Origin of the sequence: Paenibacillus sp. 1A_MP2 (assembly GCF_052244825.1) — a bacterium.
Lineage (GTDB): Bacteria > Bacillota > Bacilli > Paenibacillales > Paenibacillaceae > Paenibacillus > Paenibacillus vandeheii.
Genome location: NZ_JBQQCS010000001.1, coordinates 6,132,523 through 6,149,741 on the forward strand (window position 1 = coordinate 6,132,523; position 17,219 = coordinate 6,149,741).

A 17,219-nucleotide genomic window follows, 5' to 3' on the forward strand; every position below is an offset into this window, starting at 1 on the left:
TGACACCCCTCAGCCTGAAATTTCTTCTAAATAAACGTACCGTTCTTCCAAAATGGATTTCTCTGCCGCCAGGGCAATAAGCAGCGCATTACGACCAACCTGTGCACTCGCAAAAGGCTGTCTGCCTTCCTGTACACATTTTAGAAAATCAATGCGCTGGGTCTGTCCTCCGGTATGTCCACCCATGATGGAATCCGACGACACATCAATTTCCAGGTGGTCCTTCGTCCAGTCCTGCCCGCCAACGATATCAATCGTCTTGTCATTCCGCGCCACCATCTGACCGCCATTCTCTCCGATCAGGCCGATCTCAAGCCCTTCTCCCATCAGATTGCGCGGCTTCAAATACATGCACAGACCCAGATTGGCTTTGCTGCCGTTATCATAATCAATGGTGATAAAGGCGTGATCGACGATGGAGGTGTCCGAAATTTCTTTCGTCGGATAGTGACTGTATGAATTTTGAATCTGATTAGGCTCCCCTTGCTTCATGACATGCTGCCCTCCAGAGGCAAACACACGGACTGGCTTCGCCTGAATCATCCAGTTGAAAATATCGAAGTGATGACAATCCTTTTCTACAATCGCTCCCCCAGACTTGGTCTTGTCATAGAACCAATCCGCAGGTGGGAACGGGTCACGGAATTCCTTGCACCACATTAATTTCACATCGCCGAGACGTCCGTTCTCCAATTCCTTCTCCATCCGGCGATACAAATTCGAATACCGATAGACCAGCCCAATCTGCAATATTCGCCCCGACGCTTCAGCAGCTTCTATAATGGCATCGCAATCCTCAATGGTATGGGCAACCGGCTTCTCCAGAAATACATGCTTGCCAGCTTCCAGAAAAGCTACCGCCACTTCACGGTGCAAATAGTTCGGTACACTGATGACCACCGCATCCAAGTCTTCCTTGGTGAGCAGTTCACGATAATCGCTTACGATGGTGGGGTTACTGTTCTTGAGTTCAGCCACCGTACGTGCCACATTCGCCTCATTCATATCACAGATGTAACGAACTTCACTATCTTCGAGCAAATCAAAACCAATGCAATGATGTGACCCCATGTCTCCTACACCGATAAAAGCCATTTTTATCTTCCCCATGCTTACACTCTCCGTTGCTCGTAAATTTGCGGCAAATGCCATGAAGCCAATTCGATGTTAAGTAATCTAACAGGATAGTGACTATGTAACGATAGTAAAATAGTTTTAGTTGCTTGTCAATTGATTTTGGCTAAATTTTAAATTATTTTGCGGCAACATATTCGTGATTTATTTTACATACTACTAAACAGTATAACTCTTTATTTATCATAAATTAAGCGTTTACAATTTTGTTCTATTATCATATACTTTAGTTTGTATTCATTTTTATTTGCGGCAAATATAATGACGAAATTAAAATTATTCATGTTCAAAATCTAATGAAACACTCTTATTTTCAATCAAAAAGTCAATAAATCCTGGAGAAAAAACCTGTTGAATCTCCTTTATTCATCACCTATAATGCAATTTAGACGCGGGATTCCAAATATAAAAACAACTTTTATATTTGCCGCAAACCAAAATATGAACCTTTAAGTTGTTTATTTCTCACTTACTCCCATGACTCTTACATAAAACGTCATAGATCTGCGATAATGTGGATTGGAAAGGAGCTGAGGTTCCCTATCTCCTCTCATGAAGACACATGAGGAGGAGCAGATGAAGTCAACATCCAAAATTTCATTATTCAGGAGGTATACCGTGACAAGATTATTCGATCGAAGCAAGCTGACCCTTGGACTGTTTATGGCTTTTGTCCTTACGATTACCCTGCTATTGCCTGCGGGAGCCTTACCAAAAGCCTCAGCTGCCACCATCACCATTGATGGCAATGTCAGCGACTGGAGCGGGGTTAGTGCTCTCACGACCAATAGTGGCACTGCCCAGACGCTCAAAGTGACCAATGATGGAACCAATCTCTACCTGCTCGTTCAAGGTTCAGGTCTGAGTACGACGATGGGCAACTTCTGGATCAATACCGATAACAATACGTCAACCGGCTACCAGGCAGCGGGCTGGGGAACTACAGGTGTGGAATGGCTGCTTGAAAATACAGGATTATATCGCTATGGTGGCAGCGGTACAGACTGGAGCTGGAGTTCTAACAGCACATTGACTACTTCCCAATTCTATCGCAGCGCTTCCGTCATTGAGGTGGCAATTCCTCTCGCTACATTGCAAATCAGTGCAGGCAGCACGGTACGGGTCGGGTATATCGACAATAGCTCGGATACGTCGAGACTGCCTGCGGCGGGACAAACGCTGCCTGCTTACCTTCTGACTTCGGCTGGATCGGGCGGCGGGACAGGGAACACCGTCGTGAATCCCGTTGAGCTTGACAGCCCACTTAACAATCCGTTCAAAGGCTGGGCGCCTTCGGCCAAGAGCACGACATATGCACAACCGCACAGGCTCGTGTATGCCGGAGTAACTTGGAAGGAACTTGAGTCTACCAAAGGGTCGTATGATTTTAGCGCGATTGAAGCTGCCAACAATCTCGCCTACTGGAAAAGTAAAGGCGTCAAAGTGGTGTTTCGCTTCATTCTGGACAGCCCAACAGGACAGGCTCATCGGGATATTCCAGACTGGCTCTACAATGACATGATTGCCCGCGGAGAATCACCCGGAACAGCTTATAACGATACAACCGGAGGCATGGGTACAGGCAACAACATGGGCTTCTCTCCCAACTACAATTCCACCTATCTGCAAGATCGGCACAAATTAGCCATCGAGGCCATTGCGACAAGGTACAACACGAATGATCGCCCCGTTGCTTTTATCCAGATCGGTTCTCTCGGACACTGGGGCGAGTTCCACACTTGGCCGTATGTCGGACCGAATGGCGAGACCAATTACACAGGTGCTTTCCCTACCAATGATATTTCGAACAAGTTTGTTCAGCATTATATCGATGCCTTTGCCGGCAAAGAGGACAAAATGCAGGTTCTGATCCGGCGCAGTATTGCCCTTGCCAAAACCAATAACAAAGGCATGGTCATGGGCATGTTCAACGATGTGTTTGGACATAAAGACAGCTTCGATGCCGATTGGGGCTGGTACACAGGCACCCAGAATGGCTATTGGGATGATATCGGCCAGCAGCAGCCAGCACATGCGAACTTCTGGGAGACACGCATCTCCGGCGGCGAATTTTACGGGGGCGCTTCCGGCATGCTTGCGGCATTAACCACGGGTAGCGGATTTACGGAAACGTTGCGTCAAACGGAGCTAAGCAAACCAAGCTGGCTGGGACCGAATTCCCCTGCCTCGCTTCCTCTGAATCATGCGTTGCAGGCCAACATCGATGCACTCAAGAAAAGAATGGGTTACCACTTTGTCGTGAAGGAAATCTCGCATCCGTCCACCATTAGCGGAAGCACGTTTACGACGACGATCAAAGTAGAAAACAAAGGTGTACAGCACTTCCCATTTGCCTGGCCGGTTGAAATTCAACTGCGCAGCGGCAATACCGTGGTCGCCAAGAAAACAACAACCGTTAATCTGACCACGTGGAAAACGGGTACCTACACCCTGACCGACTCCATTCCGGTCTCTGGTCTTGCTGCCGGAACCTATGATATTGCGATTGCGATCATTGATCCGGAAACGAATAAACCTGGCGTGGACTTTGCCAATACGAACAAGCTCACCGACGGTTCGTTCAAGCTGAGCAGTGTAACGAAGTAAACGGCATGACATGAAAAGAGCAGGAATAAGGGCCACAGCGCCCTTCGTTCCTGCTCTTTCTTTTTGGATAATAACTATCTATCAACCGAACACAACAATCAGTAAGCCCCAGCAACTCTCCCCTATACGTGAGGCACAGGTGTCATTTGATTGCGTTCCATCAGAATCCATAATTCATCAACCAATTCTTCTGCGGAGTACGGTTCGGCTGAGGTAATCCACCATTCAATCATGCCAGCCAGCGCGGAAGCAAGGAATTGAAGCATAATCTCCTTGTTCCTTCCCTGATTGATGCCAGTCATGTCGATTTGTTTATCCAGTCCTCTCAACAGAGCAGCCTGCAAGCGAGTTCGAAATTCCGGGACACTTTGATCATCCAGCACTGCACCATAGAATAGAGCATGTTCCTTCAGATACCGAAAACTGTGCAGCAGAGCTTCTTTGGAAGGAAATATGCCAGTGACTCCGCAGAAGAGACTGCTCTCGATCATTTCCACCAAATGGGATTTTATACACTGATCCAACAAATCAAACTTGTCCATGAAATGCAAATAAACCGTTCCGCGACTTACATTGGCTCGCTCTGCAATTTGATTAATCGTGATTTGCTCGAATTTTCTTTCGGACAGCAGTTGAATAAAAGCCTCTATAATCGATTCACGTGATTTTTGTATTCTTCTGTCCATACCTACTCCTTTTATTATCGGATCTGAGCTAAACAAAACAGTGAATTGTGTTCATTATTATACACATTCCACTGTTTTAACAATTGTCGTCCAATCCCATTATAAGTACGATCATTATATTGAACGGCTGGGAACAAATCAACTGACAGCCAGCAATACCGAATGGAGGCCTATGATGAAAACAGTAGTGATAGAGAATTATGGAGGCTCAGAAGTTTTTGCGGAGCAGGAGCGCGATATACCACATATTAGTGATACACAGGTGCTCGTGGAGATGAGGGCAACCACCGTATCCTCAGCGGATCAACTGATCAGAACCGGAGCATTCCGGCATTTCATGCCCGTGCAATTCCCTCATGTTCTTGGAGTCGATATAACCGGAATCGTCGTGGCCACAGGGAGTAAGGTTACGCGTGCACAAATCGGGGATCGCGTTATTGCGGTGTCTCGTACAGGCGGTGGTTACGCCGAACATGTCGCTGTGGAAGAATGCGATCTTGCTGTGATAACACAGTCCCTTTCCGATGCAGAAGCTGCTTCGGTCTCTGCGTCCGGCGTGACGGCCTGGCAAGCCTTATTTCACTATGGGAAACTGCAGGCGGGACAGCGTATTCTGATCCACGCCGGTGCAGGTGGCGTAGGACACATCGCCATACAATTAGCCAAACAACACGGCGCTTATGTGATCACCACGGCTCGAGCCCATAATCATTCATTTGTTCTTCAGCTCGGTGCCGACGAAGTGATTGATTATACAACAACCGATTTTGCTGAGACTTTGAGTCCTGTTGATGTCGTGCTGGATATGGTTCGTGACCCGGTTGTCGATAAAGTCACGGGAATCGGAGCAACAGAACTGAAAAATTACAGCATATTAAAGAATAATGGGACGTTCATTTCCCTTGTAAATCCGGTGATTGCGACGCGACCTCTCATCCGTGGAATTGATGCCCAGTTTGCCTTGATCAGCCCCAATGCTAACGATTGGGAAGCGTTTATCCAATGGATTCAGACGAATAAGCTCGATATACATGTAGACAACGTATTCCCCTTTACCCGCCAAGGTGTAGCCGAAGCTCATAAATATTACGACACACGGAATAAGAGAGGCAAAATAGTTATTCAGAGGGATGTTATTAATAGATAATCTACCTCTCTATTGTTGCTCAAGAAACTGGGATGTCCCACTTGCAGCAGCAAAAAGAGCAAGTACTGAACACTTTCAAGGTTCCGTTACTTGCTCTTTTTTATACTATTGCGCCTTGTTTCGCAGCTGACTGTAATACAGCTCGCTGTAGAAGCCGCCCTGTTCGAGCAATGCGTCATGCGAGCCTTGCTCCAGCAGCTGACCATCCTTCAGTACAAGAATGCGATCGGCTTGGCGGATCGTGTTCAGCCTGTGGGCGATGACAAAGCTGGTGCGGCCTTGCATCAGGCGCTGCAGCCCTTCCTGGATTTTGATCTCCGTGACGGTATCAATACTGCTCGTCGCCTCGTCCAGTACAAGAATGGACGGGTCGGCCAGAATTGCCCGGGCAATGGCAAGCAGCTGCTTCTGCCCTTGGCTGATGCCGCTTCCGTCGGCCTGAAGCACTTTGTCGTACCCGTCCTTCATCCGCATGATAAAGGAGTGTGCATTCGCCAGCCTTGAAGCAGCCTCCACCTCTTCATCGGTCGCATCCAGACGCCCGAAACGAATATTTTCCCGAATCGTGCCCTGGAACAGGAATGAATCCTGGAGTACAAATGCCATATGTGAGCGCAAATTCTCACGCCGAATAGTCGTAATGTCACGTCCATCCACTGTCAGCGTACCGGCTGTAGGATCGTAGAAGCGGGATAACAGCTGAATCAGCGTTGTTTTCCCGGCCCCCGTCGGCCCTACCAAAGCGATCATCTCACCCGGCTTCGCTTCAAAGTTAATCTCATGCAAAATATTGCGTCCTTCATCGTATCCAAAGGATACCTTGTCGAAGCGAACGGCTCCCTCCACCTTTTCGAGAGATACTGCTGCGCCTTCATCCTTCGCTTCCTCATCCTCATCCAGCACTTCGAACACTCGCTCTGCCCCCGCAATTGCAGACAGCAACGTATTCCACTGGTTCGCAAGATCATTAAGTGGACGGGTAAACTGACGGGCATATTCCACGAAGATGATAATTACCCCGACTGTAATGGAACCTTGAATCGCCAGGATCCCGCCGATGCCTGCAACAATTGCAAAACTAAGGTTATTTAGACCATTCATCAGCTTGGGAATAAAACCAGAGATCGTCTGCGCCCAGAAACCGGACAACCGGATTTTCGTATTTCGTTCCTCAAACCCGCGAATGACCCGCTCCTCCTGGAGAAAGCCTTGATAATCTTCTGTCCGGACAACGTCTCCTCAATGTACCCATTGAGTTCGCCGAGATTACGCTGACGTTGCTTGAACAACGGCCCGGTTCTGCGTGTAATCCAACGCATGCCAATCGCCATCAGCGGTACAACGATAAATGTAAGCAAGGTCAGCAGCGGACTTAACCAGAGCATCACGCCAAACGTTCCGATCAGTGTTAACACACTGGAGAATATCTGGATGGCCGAGCTGTTCAATGTACCGCTGACATTCTCGATGTCGTTGGTAACCCGGCTCATAATCTCACCCTGTTGTCGCTTGCCGAAGAAAGGAATTGGCAGCTTGTGCAGATGGGAGAACAGATCATACCGCATACGGAATACCGTCTCCTGGGCAATTTCAATCATCCATATATTTTGCAGCCATGATGTCAGGGAAAAGAAAATATAGACTGCCACCAGACCGAATAAAAATGTCGTCCAGCTGGAACTCGTCGCTTCCCCATCGATGAATTTATCCACCGCTACACCGACCATATAAGGCCCCAGCAAAGCAAGTGCGGAACTGGAAAATACCATCAGCAGCACCATCGTCAGCTTGACCTTGCGGCGAGCCAGATACGTCCAGATCCGACCTAACGTACCGGACCAGTTCTTCGCCCGTGCCTTCGGCTTGCGACCTCCACCTGCCTTCAGCGTCTCGGGATCTAACGGCGGTGGAGGCTGACGGAAAGGTTCAATGAATGCTTTGAACATGTGGTGTACCCTCCCCGTATTGTGATTCATAAATTCGGCGATACAGTTGGGAAGAATCCATCAGATCCTCGTGTTTCCCCTGTCCAATCAGATGCCCATCGTCCAGCAGCAGAATCAAATCAGCAGAGGTGGTTGAACTAATCTTCTGCGTAATAATAAACGTTGTACATGACAGCTCTTCCAGTGCATCCAGCAGCCTTGCTTCTGTAGCTACATCGAGAGCACTTGTACTATCATCCAGAATCAAAATGCTTGGACGACGAATCAATGCACGGGCAATCGAAAGCCGTTGTTTCTGCCCACCCGACAGATTGACTCCCCGCTGACCCAGCTGTGTATCGTAGCCATTCGGTAATTTCTCAATAGTCTCGTGAATCTGGGCACGCCTTGCTGCTTCCTTAATCTCTTCCAGCGTGGCGTCCTCCCGGCCCCAAGCAATGTTATCCCTTACCGATCCGGTAAAAGAACGACCTCCTGTGGCACATAACCGATAGCTCCGCGCAATGTGGAAATATCCAACCGTTCTGCATCATTGCCATCGATACGCACTTCGCCTTGATCTTCGGTATAGAGCCTTGGAATGAGCTGTACCAGGGAGGATTTACCTGAACCTGTAGCCCCCATGATGGCAATACGCTCGCCTCGTTTGGCTGAGAACGTAATATCCTCCAGCACGGTAATTTCACTGCCCGGATAGCTGAACCCTACACCTTGAAAATCAACTGCACCCTGGATAACAGGACTCCCTTTTCCAGCTTGCGCCAAATGACCTGCACTCAAGGATTTCCCTGATTGTCCTGGTTGTTCTGGTTGTCCTGATTGCGGTCCTACTTGTTCAGCTTTTCTTGATCCTTGATCATGTGCTGATTCTGATACATCCTCTGTATCAAAAACTTCATTAAGCCGCTGCGCCGAAGCGCTTGCTCTGGAGAAGGTCACCAGAATCCAGGACAGCGCAGACATGGCACCGATGGTGCGAAGCAAATAGTTAATGACAGCGACCACTTCACCCACGGTTGCACTTCCGGTGACGATATCACGCCGTCCGAACCACAGAACGGCGATGATACAGCCATTCATCATGAGCAGCATGAATGGCATTGTTGTCTCCGTCAGGCGCAGCGCGGAGATCGTGCCTTTCATCAGCTTGCCGCTATATCCGGCAAAGCGTTCAATCTCGTGGCCCATCCGGACGAAGACACGGATCAGCCGAATGCCTGTCAGATTTTCCTGGATGACTCCGTTGACGGCATCCAGTCTGCGCTGCACATTGCGGAACAGCAGCGCTGCCTTTTTGATCATCCAGATCACAAACACGAGCAGCACAGGCACCATGACAACGAGCAGCAGACCCAGCTTCGGATTCACCACCACCGCCATGATCATGCTGCCAATCACGACCAGCGGCACACGCGTCATGAAACGCAGGCTCATAAACACCGTGTCCTGCACCTGTGTGACGTCCCCGGTCAATCGGGTAATAAGGGATGATGTTGTAAAACGGTTAAACACCGCATAAGAGAACGCTTGCACTTTATCATACAACTTCTCCCGCAGATCGTAACCGAAGCCGAGACTCGCATGTGACGCAAAAAACGAACTCGCAATACCCGCGGCAAACGCCACAACGGCACTGCCCACAAGCACCCCGCCCCATAGCCAAACCACTGACAGGTCGCCCTGCTGGATACCGTTATCAATGATTTTCGAGATCAAATAGGGTTGTGCCAATTCGACCGTCAATTCAATCAGCATCATGACCAGTGCTGCGATGGCGGCGACTCGGTACTTCTTCAAGTAGTACAACAGCTTGATCATAATCATTCCTCCGGCCGGAGCGCTATATGTTCGTGACGATTGGGTATGTTCACGCAGCCAGCTCCGTTAGTCTCTTCTTTCAATAACTCTATGTAAAATTTCACGTATCCAATACGCTTATTATATCGCATTTTGAACCTTCAAATCGCTAATATCTTCATTCCTTTTCTTTATTAACCTGAAATGGACGGTGAGGGAACAATCATCGGGTACAAAAAAACCTGAACAGATTGCTCAGGCTTGTTGATTTTTCATACGATAGCATCAGCATCACATTTATTTGCCGTAGGTCTGTTCCAGTCGTTCTTCTTCATTGGTGGACAGCAAAATGTTCAGCAGCCCCATCGTGTTATTCGCTTCCGTTCTGGCTGACTTATACATCTCGGCAAATGCCGCCTCGTCCTGGACCGGATCGATGGCAGCCAGCTTGCCCACACGTCGCGGGCTTTATCGTAGAGTTTCGTTAAGGTAATGTCATACGTATGCTGCGCGACAGGTGCCATCGAGTCGAACTCCGCGGCCGTCTTGAAAAAATCCATTGAGTCCGTAAAAGTCTGACTTGTGTAATCCTTGTTCTTCATGGCGTCCTCCGTGAGCAGCAGCGCCTGACGGGAGATAAACAACGTCTTGACCATGGCACGCTCCAGGTTGGTTGCTTCTTCCCATGATACATAGGACACTTCTGGTGCCTGAACGGTTGTGAAAAAAGGAAAGGCATCATCGATCAGACGTTGTGAATCGGAATGGATCGGAATACCTGTGTTCATGTTCACTACTGCATCACTGTAGTTGGCAATATTAATATTTTTGGAGCCTTCCTCACTGACCCGGCGCACCGGATGATCCTTAATCGGAATCCGAATATAGCCAAGCTTGTCGGCGTACTTCTGCTGTAACTCTTGGAGTGTCGAGTCCAAGCCAATCTTGCCTTCATCCGATGAAGACCCTGTTGCAGCCGAATTCGAGGATGTGTCCGCATCGTCAGCTTCATTCGTATCTGCTGACGACGTTTCAGTCGTTGAAGTGTCGGTGCTATGGTTCGCTGTGGCTAAGGCACCAGCATCCTGGGCAGAATCCTTCGTTGCTGCTTCCTTCGCCCCACCACCACAGGCGGTCAGAACAGCTGCCAAGCTGAAAATGGCTGTAAACATCTTGATTCTATGGTTCCATCTCATCATGTAATCTTCCCCTTGTCTTATGTATGTATCCGACTACGTTAACCTCTACTTTACTGCATGAACAACCTGGTTCATAAAGACCCTTTCCGATAACATGGATTATTCAGCATATAATCTGGTCTTTATTTTATCATAAGTTAAATACTGGGTGTATACGACAATATGCCTGCATCCTTATGTAACCTCACCTATTTCCTAATTTCACAGACAAATCACAAAAAAAAACGGTCACCCCTGAAAGGACAACCGTGTTTATGTGTATCCTGTGTACTTCATTACATCCACCCTTTATATCAAGTGATGGACCGAAACGAAGAGTACAAACCAAAACCCATGCATTCCCATTTTGTCGCGCTTGATTGATGCAGCAGGTTCAGGTACCTCTTATTTGATACCTTTGGCCTTCTCCATATGATCAGCCCGGATCTGGGGATCCGTGGAATTAACTGCGGACAACAAGTTGTAGATCGCCTGAATATCCTGCTCTTTATATAACGTTTCGGGGACCTCTGTCTCAAGCCTTTCCGTTTTACGCAGAATCGTCTCCACCAGTTCATGATCATAGATAATCAGTTCATCCGAATTGACATAACGCACTGCAGGATCAACGCTGATCCGACAGCGATTGGTGAAAGTCACCATCGAGACGAGACGAACTCGTTTATAATCACCGAGGTGTGCCTGAATGGCCTCTACATGCCCACGGTGCTGCATCAGTGGGTTATACATCTTGATTCGGCTGCTGCTGACGGTCCAGTTGGCCTCTCTTCGGCCGCCGCGGATCTCACCCGTTGTCAGGTTTCGTGTCTCAATTACAAAGATCCCCGGGGACCAATGACGACATGATCAATGGATGAATAACCCGATCGGGACTTGGTATTGGCAACGAGCAAGTCATTGAGAACTTTGTATTCACCCGGAAGTCCATGCAGCTGCTGGGCAGTGGTAGGTTCCTCTGGCTGACGGGTCCAATCCCCATCGGATTTTGCTTTGCGTCGACTGCGGACCATACGTGTAGGAATAGGCGCCGTTGAGGGCAAAGATGAAGCGGAAGCTGTGATCTGGTTCGCGAGCTCTGGCTGTGACTTGAACAGAGACAGGATTTTTTTGAACATGGGCAAGCTCCGTTCTATGTAGTGTGGGTTTCGCACATCCATTATGTATACTTCTATTACTTATGTCGGATAAAGAGGGGCAAAAATAAAGGGAAGAGGACCAAAAATACACGGCTTAACCTAAAGTATATACAGTTTATTAACCAATCCTGTGACTTTAGACGCATAGAAGGGGAGATTTTAAAAAAACAGCGCATTCCTTTCTATGGAAGAAAAAGAACGCGCTGTGTTCTGGTTGTGGCGATTAAGCCTGTAAATAGTATGTGTAAAGCACCTGTGTACCCTTCTCATCTAGACCGTTCCTTGAGATTTCCTGATACAAAGATTCGGCCAGTGCCAGTCCTGGCGTCTTCATGCCCATCGCTTTGGCGGATTCAAGAGCGATACCCATATCTTTGATAAAATGTTTCACATAGAATCCAGGCTCATAATCGCCTGCGATCATGCGCGGACCGAGATTGCTAAGCGACCAGCTTCCGGCTGCACCGGTAGCGATGCTCTTCAGCACACTCTCCGCGTCCAGACCTGATGTCTTGGCATAGGCAAGCGCCTCGCATACACCCATCATGCCTGAAGCAATGGCGATCTGGTTGCACATTTTGGTATGCTGCCCCGCTCCCGCCTTGCCTTGCAGCACAATATTGGTCCCCATCTGCTCGAACAACGGACGAACTGCTTCGAAAGCCTCCGAACTACCACCCACCATGATGGACAGCTTGCCATCCCGTGCTCCAATATCTCCACCGGAAACTGGTGCATCCAATGCATGCAGTCCTTTGGCTTCAGCGGCTTCATAGATCCGTGCAGCCAGCAGCGGACTGGATGTAGTCATATCAATCAGGTACGAGCCTGGTTTGGCGTTCGCCACGAGACCATTCTCACCGAGATAAATCTCCTCGACATCCTTCGGATACCCCACCATTGTGATGATGACATCACACTCTGCTGCGAGTTTGCCTGGGTGTCATGCCATACAGCACCTTCCTTCACGAGCGCTTCCGCTTTGGCTGCTGTGCGCGTATAGACATGAAGCGGGTAACCTGCCTGCTGGATGTGACCTGCCATGCTTTTGCCCATCACGCCTGTACCGATAAAGCCAACTTTCGTCTCTGCAGGTGCCTTTGTCGTATTGGTCATCGTAGGTCTCCTCCTTATTTCTCTCTGCTCCAGTTGGAACTTGTCTTCTAAACTTGCTATATCTGTATGTTAATGCTTTCGCGCGCGGCCGTCTATCTGTTTCCGCATTTCTGTCCAAAAACAATGAAACAGGAATCGAAATCCCATATGTTGTACAACCTAACGGAAACTTCCTTGAACGGAAAGGAGGATTCCCATGAGCCGTGAAAAGGGAGAAATCACGATATGGCTGTCCTTTTCCATTATTTTGTTAAGTGCAGGACTTGTATGCCATGTTCTATCCATTCCGGCGATTCTGGATTATGCAGGCAGAGATGGATGGCTATCGGTCGTGGCTGCTGCCCCTTTCTTCATGTTGTTTCTATGTATGATGTTTGTGATCATCCGACGGGTACGCGGACAGCGTTTGACGGACTGGATTACGCGGGAATTTGGTGCAATTCCTTCATGGATTTTCCGCATTACTGCTTCAATTTTGCTGCTTTCACTTGGCTCACATACCCTATATGAAACAACGAACTGGACGGTATCCACCTACCTGCAATTCACCCCACCTTACGTGCTCGCAGGCGGCGGTGCACTGGTTGCTGCTTGGGCGGCTGCCAAAGGCATACGTTCCATTGCCATGACCTCCAGCCTTCTGCTTCCCTTCGTGATCCTGCTTGGATACTTCGTGATGTCAGCCAACATGAAATATAAAGACTATGGACAGCTGTTCCCGATTATGGAATATGGTACCGGTCCTGTCCTGAGAGGCATGGTCTATTCGCTTGCCGGACTGATGGAAATCTGGATTTTGATGCTGTTTCAACATGATATCAAAAGCAAAATTCGCTGGTGGCATCTTCTGCTGCTCGGGCTATTCATGCTCACTATGGCCATTGGCCCAACGTTGGGAGCCATCGTTGAGTTTGGTCCGGAGGAAGCCGCGAAACAACGAAATACCCCTTATGAGCAATGGAAGCTGGTGAATATCGGGAAATTGCTTCAGCACGTGGATTTCCTATCCATATACCAATGGCTGAGCGGTTCTTTTGCCAGAGTGGCCATCTCTATTTATCTTATTGTGGATCTGCTCAATTTTCGCAGACCGAAGAAACGATACATTGCTGTTCTCATCGTCACTTTCATCATGTGCTCCATAGCGGTCCAGTGGTGGAGAATTGATTACGTCGACTATTATGTAAACCATATCCAATTTCCCGTCATGCTGGCTTATGTATCTGTCGTCACCATCCTGTTGACCCTGGCCGCACTTATTCACAAAAAAGACAAGGAGGCTCCTGCTCATGCCGCTCACAACCACACCAAAGAGCCCTCATCGGACTGAACCATTCCGGATCAATCAGCATAATCTAACGACCTTTTTTGCCGGATCGGATGACGTCATTATTAGCAGGCACATGATGGGGGAGTCTCCCACACAGATTATCATTGTGTATTGCAGTGGTATGGTGGACAGCAAATCCATCTACGATATTATTCTTCCCGAATTGGCCCGTACCTACGAGATTACTCAGTTCGTTCGTACATCGGATATCGAGAAGTCCATCTCCCTTCAATGGTCCCGGATGGATTTACAGGACCCCGCATTGGGAACGGACCTCATGTCCCTGCGGGTATTTGAAGGTCATCTGCTCATTTGCATCCCTTCGCTTCAATCGATGTGGAGCATGGATATATCCAACATTCCTACCCGTTCGCCGGATGAATCGACTACGGAGGTATCCATCCGCGGAGCCCGGGATGGCTTTATCGAACGCCTGTCCGTTAATATCGCTTTAATTCGTACACGGCTGCGCACAGCCGAACTGGCCTGTAACATCGAATTGATGGGTTCGCGTTCCGTGACCAAGGTAGCCCTGATGTATATCAAAAATATTGCCAATCCCGAGCTGATCGATGATGTCAAGGATCGGCTGCGCAAAATCGACACGGAACGAGTCATGACCGCGAATGAACTGGAGGAATTATTGTCTCCTTCCAAAATCACGTTGTTTCCGGTCACCCATTACACAGGCAGACCCGATTTTGCAGCGGAATGTCTTCTGAACGGCCGCTTCATCCTCATCGTGGATGGCAATCCCAGCGCCATCATCGGCCCGGTGAATCTGTTTCTCCTTCTCAAATCCCCTGAGGATGCCAGTTTTCCGTTCCTTCCGGTGAATGTGGGCCGCATGCTGCGCTTTATCGGGCTATTGGTGACCATATTCCTGCCCGGCTTCTATATTGCGCTGACTTCATTTCATATGGATCAGCTGCCTTTTCCGTTGGTGGCCACGATCTCGGTTGGACGAATGGGGCTGCCCATGGAGTCCGGGGTTGAGATGTTTCTCATTATGCTTCTCATGGAGCTGTTCCGGGAAGCAGGGGTAAGGCTACCGAGCGCCATCGGTCAAACGCTGACCGTTGTTGGCGGATTGATTATCGGGGATTCAGCCATCCGTGCAGGGATGGTTTCCCCGCTCATGATTGTCGTCATTGCCGTAACCGTGGTGGCCGGGGCTACTATTGTGAATCAGGTCTTGACCAGTTCTGTTCTGATTCTGCGCTTTTTCTGTTTTGTACTGGGGGCATCCCTCGGCATATACGGGTTCATTCTGTCCATCATCCTGTTCCTGATCTACCTGACCGATCTGAAATCGTTCGGCATTCCTTATCTGACGCCGCTAAGTCCGCTTCATTTCAAACAGGCTGTGGCCTCCTTATTCAAGCTGCCGAAGGGATGGCTGAAACGCAGACCTGTCTACCTGGAAACGCAGAATCCGCGCAAAGAAGGGAATGATCAATGAAGCGGCCTATACAACGATGGTTGCTAGGGCTGCTAAGTTTCTCTCTTTGTTTCGTGACCAGCGGATGTTGGAGTGCATACGAGATTCAACAGGTGGACTATGCCAAAGCGATTGGGATCGATTATAAGGACGGAATGTACCATATGTATGTTCAGAGCATGGACTTTGCCAGTGTAGCCAAAAGCGAAAGTTCAGCCAAAACGGCGGAATCCCCGCCGGTATGGGTTGGACATGCATCGGGAAAAACATTGAATCTGGCTGTCAACGAGCTGTTCCGAAGTTCCCAGCTTCATATTGCTTGGGGGCATGTGACCGCCATTGTTATGGCCGAAAGTATCCTGACAAGCAAGCATATCAAGGAAGTGTTCGACATGCTTGGACGTTTTCCGGAATCACGTTACACAACCTGGGTGTACGGCACTCGCGATCCGTTGGAGGATATTCTGAGTGCCACGTCGATCTTCAATATGTCGCCGCTGGACAGCATTCTGCATAACCCTCTTCCCTCATTTCTGGAAGAATCTCTGTTTCCTCCGGTGCTCAGTTTCAAACTCATTGCTACACATAACGATGCATCCACGACAACCTATCTGCCTTGCATCGCCATGAACAAGGAGCATTGGTCGCAGAACAAAAAAAATCATGAACTGTTTATCATTGACGGCGCTTTTTTTGAGAAAACCGGGGATGACTTTGAATATTTGCCCCAAAACAAGCTCTCTGGTTACCACTGGCTGCTTAAAGATATGCGGCGTGCGCCATTGATTATTGAAAATGAAGGAACCATTTACGGTGTGCTCAGTGTCGGCTTGCCCAACATCAAGATTGTTCCTGTCATTCGTGGAAATGAGGTTCGCTTCAACATCGATGCCAAGTACCTGACCGCCCTGTATGAATATCTCACCCCTATTTCCTATGATGATATGGTTCAAATTAGCGAGAAAACGTTACGGGATCAAATCTTGCAAACATATCGCGCAGGTCTGCAAAAAGGGGTCGATATCTATGGACTTCAGGAGAAGCTTTATCGCAAAAATCCGAGCCTGTGGCGTAAGTTATCCCATGATGGCTCCAAGATGATCCTTACGGAAGATTCCATTCAGAAGCTGAACATTCATATTACGATTCCATATACGGGTAAATTCCGTAGGAAGGTGTAACCCTCGCAACAAAACAAATCCCCTGCCGTATTGAACGGACAAGGGGATTGTTTGGTTGATGATGCGATTATTTTGCTTAGGGGGTGAGAAGGGTTTTCCTATTTCGAAGCATTCTGCCTATAATACTCCATTACTCGCATGCGTGTGGTCAGAATCAGGGTCTGTGGCAGCAGCACTACAAATATAAAAAGTGGCACGATCAGCACCAGGTGAGCGGCAAAATTTTCTGCGCCAAACGATGGTTTGGGAAGCTCAATGAAGTACCACCAGCACGGAATGGCAACCAGCCAGGTCAGTCCGGTAGAGATGAACAACTCCTTCACCCCGCTCCACAGAAAGCAGAACATAATGACAATGGTTAAAATGAACCACGAATGGGGCTGGCCCGTCCAGCTCCTATCTAAAAATATAAGCAGAGGATACAACAGTGTCGTACTCCATCGCCAGATGTTGCTGGTGTACAGTTTCATAAGCTTCCCCTTTGTATCAAGCGTCCCTT

Annotated in this window: 13 protein-coding genes and 3 pseudogenes; 5 read left to right on the forward strand and 11 right to left on the reverse strand. The window is 48.6% G+C overall.

The features are described from left to right. Positions 1-9: 9 nt before the first annotated feature. Positions 10-1,110: a Gfo/Idh/MocA family protein gene (locus ACTWJ7_RS30270; RefSeq protein WP_301880718.1), complete on the reverse strand. Its 1,101-nt coding sequence runs from the start codon at positions 1,108-1,110 to the stop codon at positions 10-12. A gap of 642 nt (positions 1,111-1,752) precedes the next feature. Between ACTWJ7_RS30270 and ACTWJ7_RS30275 the strand changes: the two genes are divergently transcribed. Next, positions 1,753-3,741 carry a DUF4832 domain-containing protein gene (locus ACTWJ7_RS30275; RefSeq protein WP_301880720.1) on the forward strand — a complete coding sequence of 663 codons (1,989 nt, stop codon included), beginning with the start codon at positions 1,753-1,755 and terminating at the stop codon, positions 3,739-3,741. A 122-nt stretch (positions 3,742-3,863) separates the two neighbouring features. Here the strand turns inward: ACTWJ7_RS30275 and ACTWJ7_RS30280 are convergent, their stop codons facing one another. Beyond that, on the reverse strand, positions 3,864-4,427 hold the full coding sequence (locus ACTWJ7_RS30280) for a TetR/AcrR family transcriptional regulator (protein WP_301880721.1): 564 nt from the start codon (positions 4,425-4,427) through the stop codon (positions 3,864-3,866). A 172-nt stretch (positions 4,428-4,599) separates the two neighbouring features. Here ACTWJ7_RS30280 and ACTWJ7_RS30285 point away from each other — a divergent pair, with 172 nt between their 5' ends. Continuing rightward, complete coding sequence (locus ACTWJ7_RS30285) at positions 4,600-5,574, forward strand: NADP-dependent oxidoreductase (protein ID WP_301880722.1); 975 nt, start codon at positions 4,600-4,602, stop codon at positions 5,572-5,574. Between the two features lie 105 nt (positions 5,575-5,679). Here ACTWJ7_RS30285 and ACTWJ7_RS30290 read toward each other — a convergent pair. The 8 genes and pseudogenes from ACTWJ7_RS30290 to ACTWJ7_RS30325 form a co-directional block, all read right to left on the reverse strand. Beyond that, positions 5,680-7,520: pseudogene (locus tag ACTWJ7_RS30290) on the reverse strand (ABC transporter ATP-binding protein). After that, positions 7,501-7,788: a hypothetical protein gene (locus ACTWJ7_RS30295; RefSeq protein WP_443146175.1), complete on the reverse strand. Its 288-nt coding sequence runs from the start codon at positions 7,786-7,788 to the stop codon at positions 7,501-7,503. The pseudogene ACTWJ7_RS30290 and the gene ACTWJ7_RS30295 overlap by 20 nt, the downstream one beginning before the upstream one ends. 15 nt (positions 7,789-7,803) lie before the next feature. Further along, positions 7,804-8,025 (reverse strand): annotated as a pseudogene (locus ACTWJ7_RS30300) (hypothetical protein); the annotation flags it as partial. Beyond that, positions 7,968-9,338: an ABC transporter ATP-binding protein gene (locus ACTWJ7_RS30305; protein ID WP_443146176.1), complete on the reverse strand. Its 1,371-nt coding sequence runs from the start codon at positions 9,336-9,338 to the stop codon at positions 7,968-7,970. The pseudogene ACTWJ7_RS30300 and the gene ACTWJ7_RS30305, both read right to left, overlap by 58 nt. A gap of 332 nt (positions 9,339-9,670) precedes the next feature. Next, entirely contained in the window at positions 9,671-10,516 is an 846-nt protein-coding gene (locus ACTWJ7_RS30310) for a hypothetical protein (RefSeq protein WP_443146177.1), read from the reverse strand. A 384-nt stretch (positions 10,517-10,900) separates the two neighbouring features. Beyond that, positions 10,901-11,338 (reverse strand): nuclease-related domain-containing protein, encoded by a 438-nt coding sequence (locus ACTWJ7_RS30315; protein ID WP_443146441.1) that lies wholly within the window; start codon positions 11,336-11,338, stop codon positions 10,901-10,903. Then, positions 11,329-11,631, reverse strand: a complete 303-nt coding sequence (locus ACTWJ7_RS30320; RefSeq protein ID WP_443146178.1) for a nuclease-related domain-containing protein — start codon at positions 11,629-11,631, stop codon at positions 11,329-11,331. The genes ACTWJ7_RS30315 and ACTWJ7_RS30320 overlap by 10 nt, the downstream gene beginning before the upstream one ends. 244 nt (positions 11,632-11,875) lie before the next feature. Further along, a pseudogene (locus ACTWJ7_RS30325) lies at positions 11,876-12,768 on the reverse strand (NAD(P)-dependent oxidoreductase). Positions 12,769-12,964: 196 nt separating this feature from the next. Here ACTWJ7_RS30325 and ACTWJ7_RS30330 point away from each other — a divergent pair. The 3 genes from ACTWJ7_RS30330 to ACTWJ7_RS30340 are packed head-to-tail and all read left to right on the forward strand — an operon-like array spanning position 12,965 to position 16,720. Then, the gene (locus ACTWJ7_RS30330; protein ID WP_301880727.1) at positions 12,965-14,098 is read left to right on the forward strand and encodes an endospore germination permease; all 1,134 of its coding nucleotides are present in this window, start codon (positions 12,965-12,967) and stop codon (positions 14,096-14,098) included. Continuing rightward, positions 14,058-15,560: a spore germination protein gene (locus tag ACTWJ7_RS30335; protein ID WP_301880728.1), complete on the forward strand. Its 1,503-nt coding sequence runs from the start codon at positions 14,058-14,060 to the stop codon at positions 15,558-15,560. Before ACTWJ7_RS30330 ends, ACTWJ7_RS30335 begins: the two co-directional genes overlap by 41 nt. After that, complete coding sequence (locus ACTWJ7_RS30340; RefSeq protein ID WP_301880729.1) at positions 15,557-16,720, forward strand: Ger(x)C family spore germination protein; 1,164 nt, start codon at positions 15,557-15,559, stop codon at positions 16,718-16,720. Before ACTWJ7_RS30335 ends, ACTWJ7_RS30340 begins: the two co-directional genes overlap by 4 nt. 98 nt (positions 16,721-16,818) lie before the next feature. Here ACTWJ7_RS30340 and ACTWJ7_RS30345 read toward each other — a convergent pair whose 3' ends face one another. Continuing rightward, on the reverse strand, positions 16,819-17,190 hold the full coding sequence (locus ACTWJ7_RS30345) for a hypothetical protein (RefSeq protein ID WP_079349937.1): 372 nt from the start codon (positions 17,188-17,190) through the stop codon (positions 16,819-16,821). Positions 17,191-17,219 lie beyond the last annotated feature (29 nt).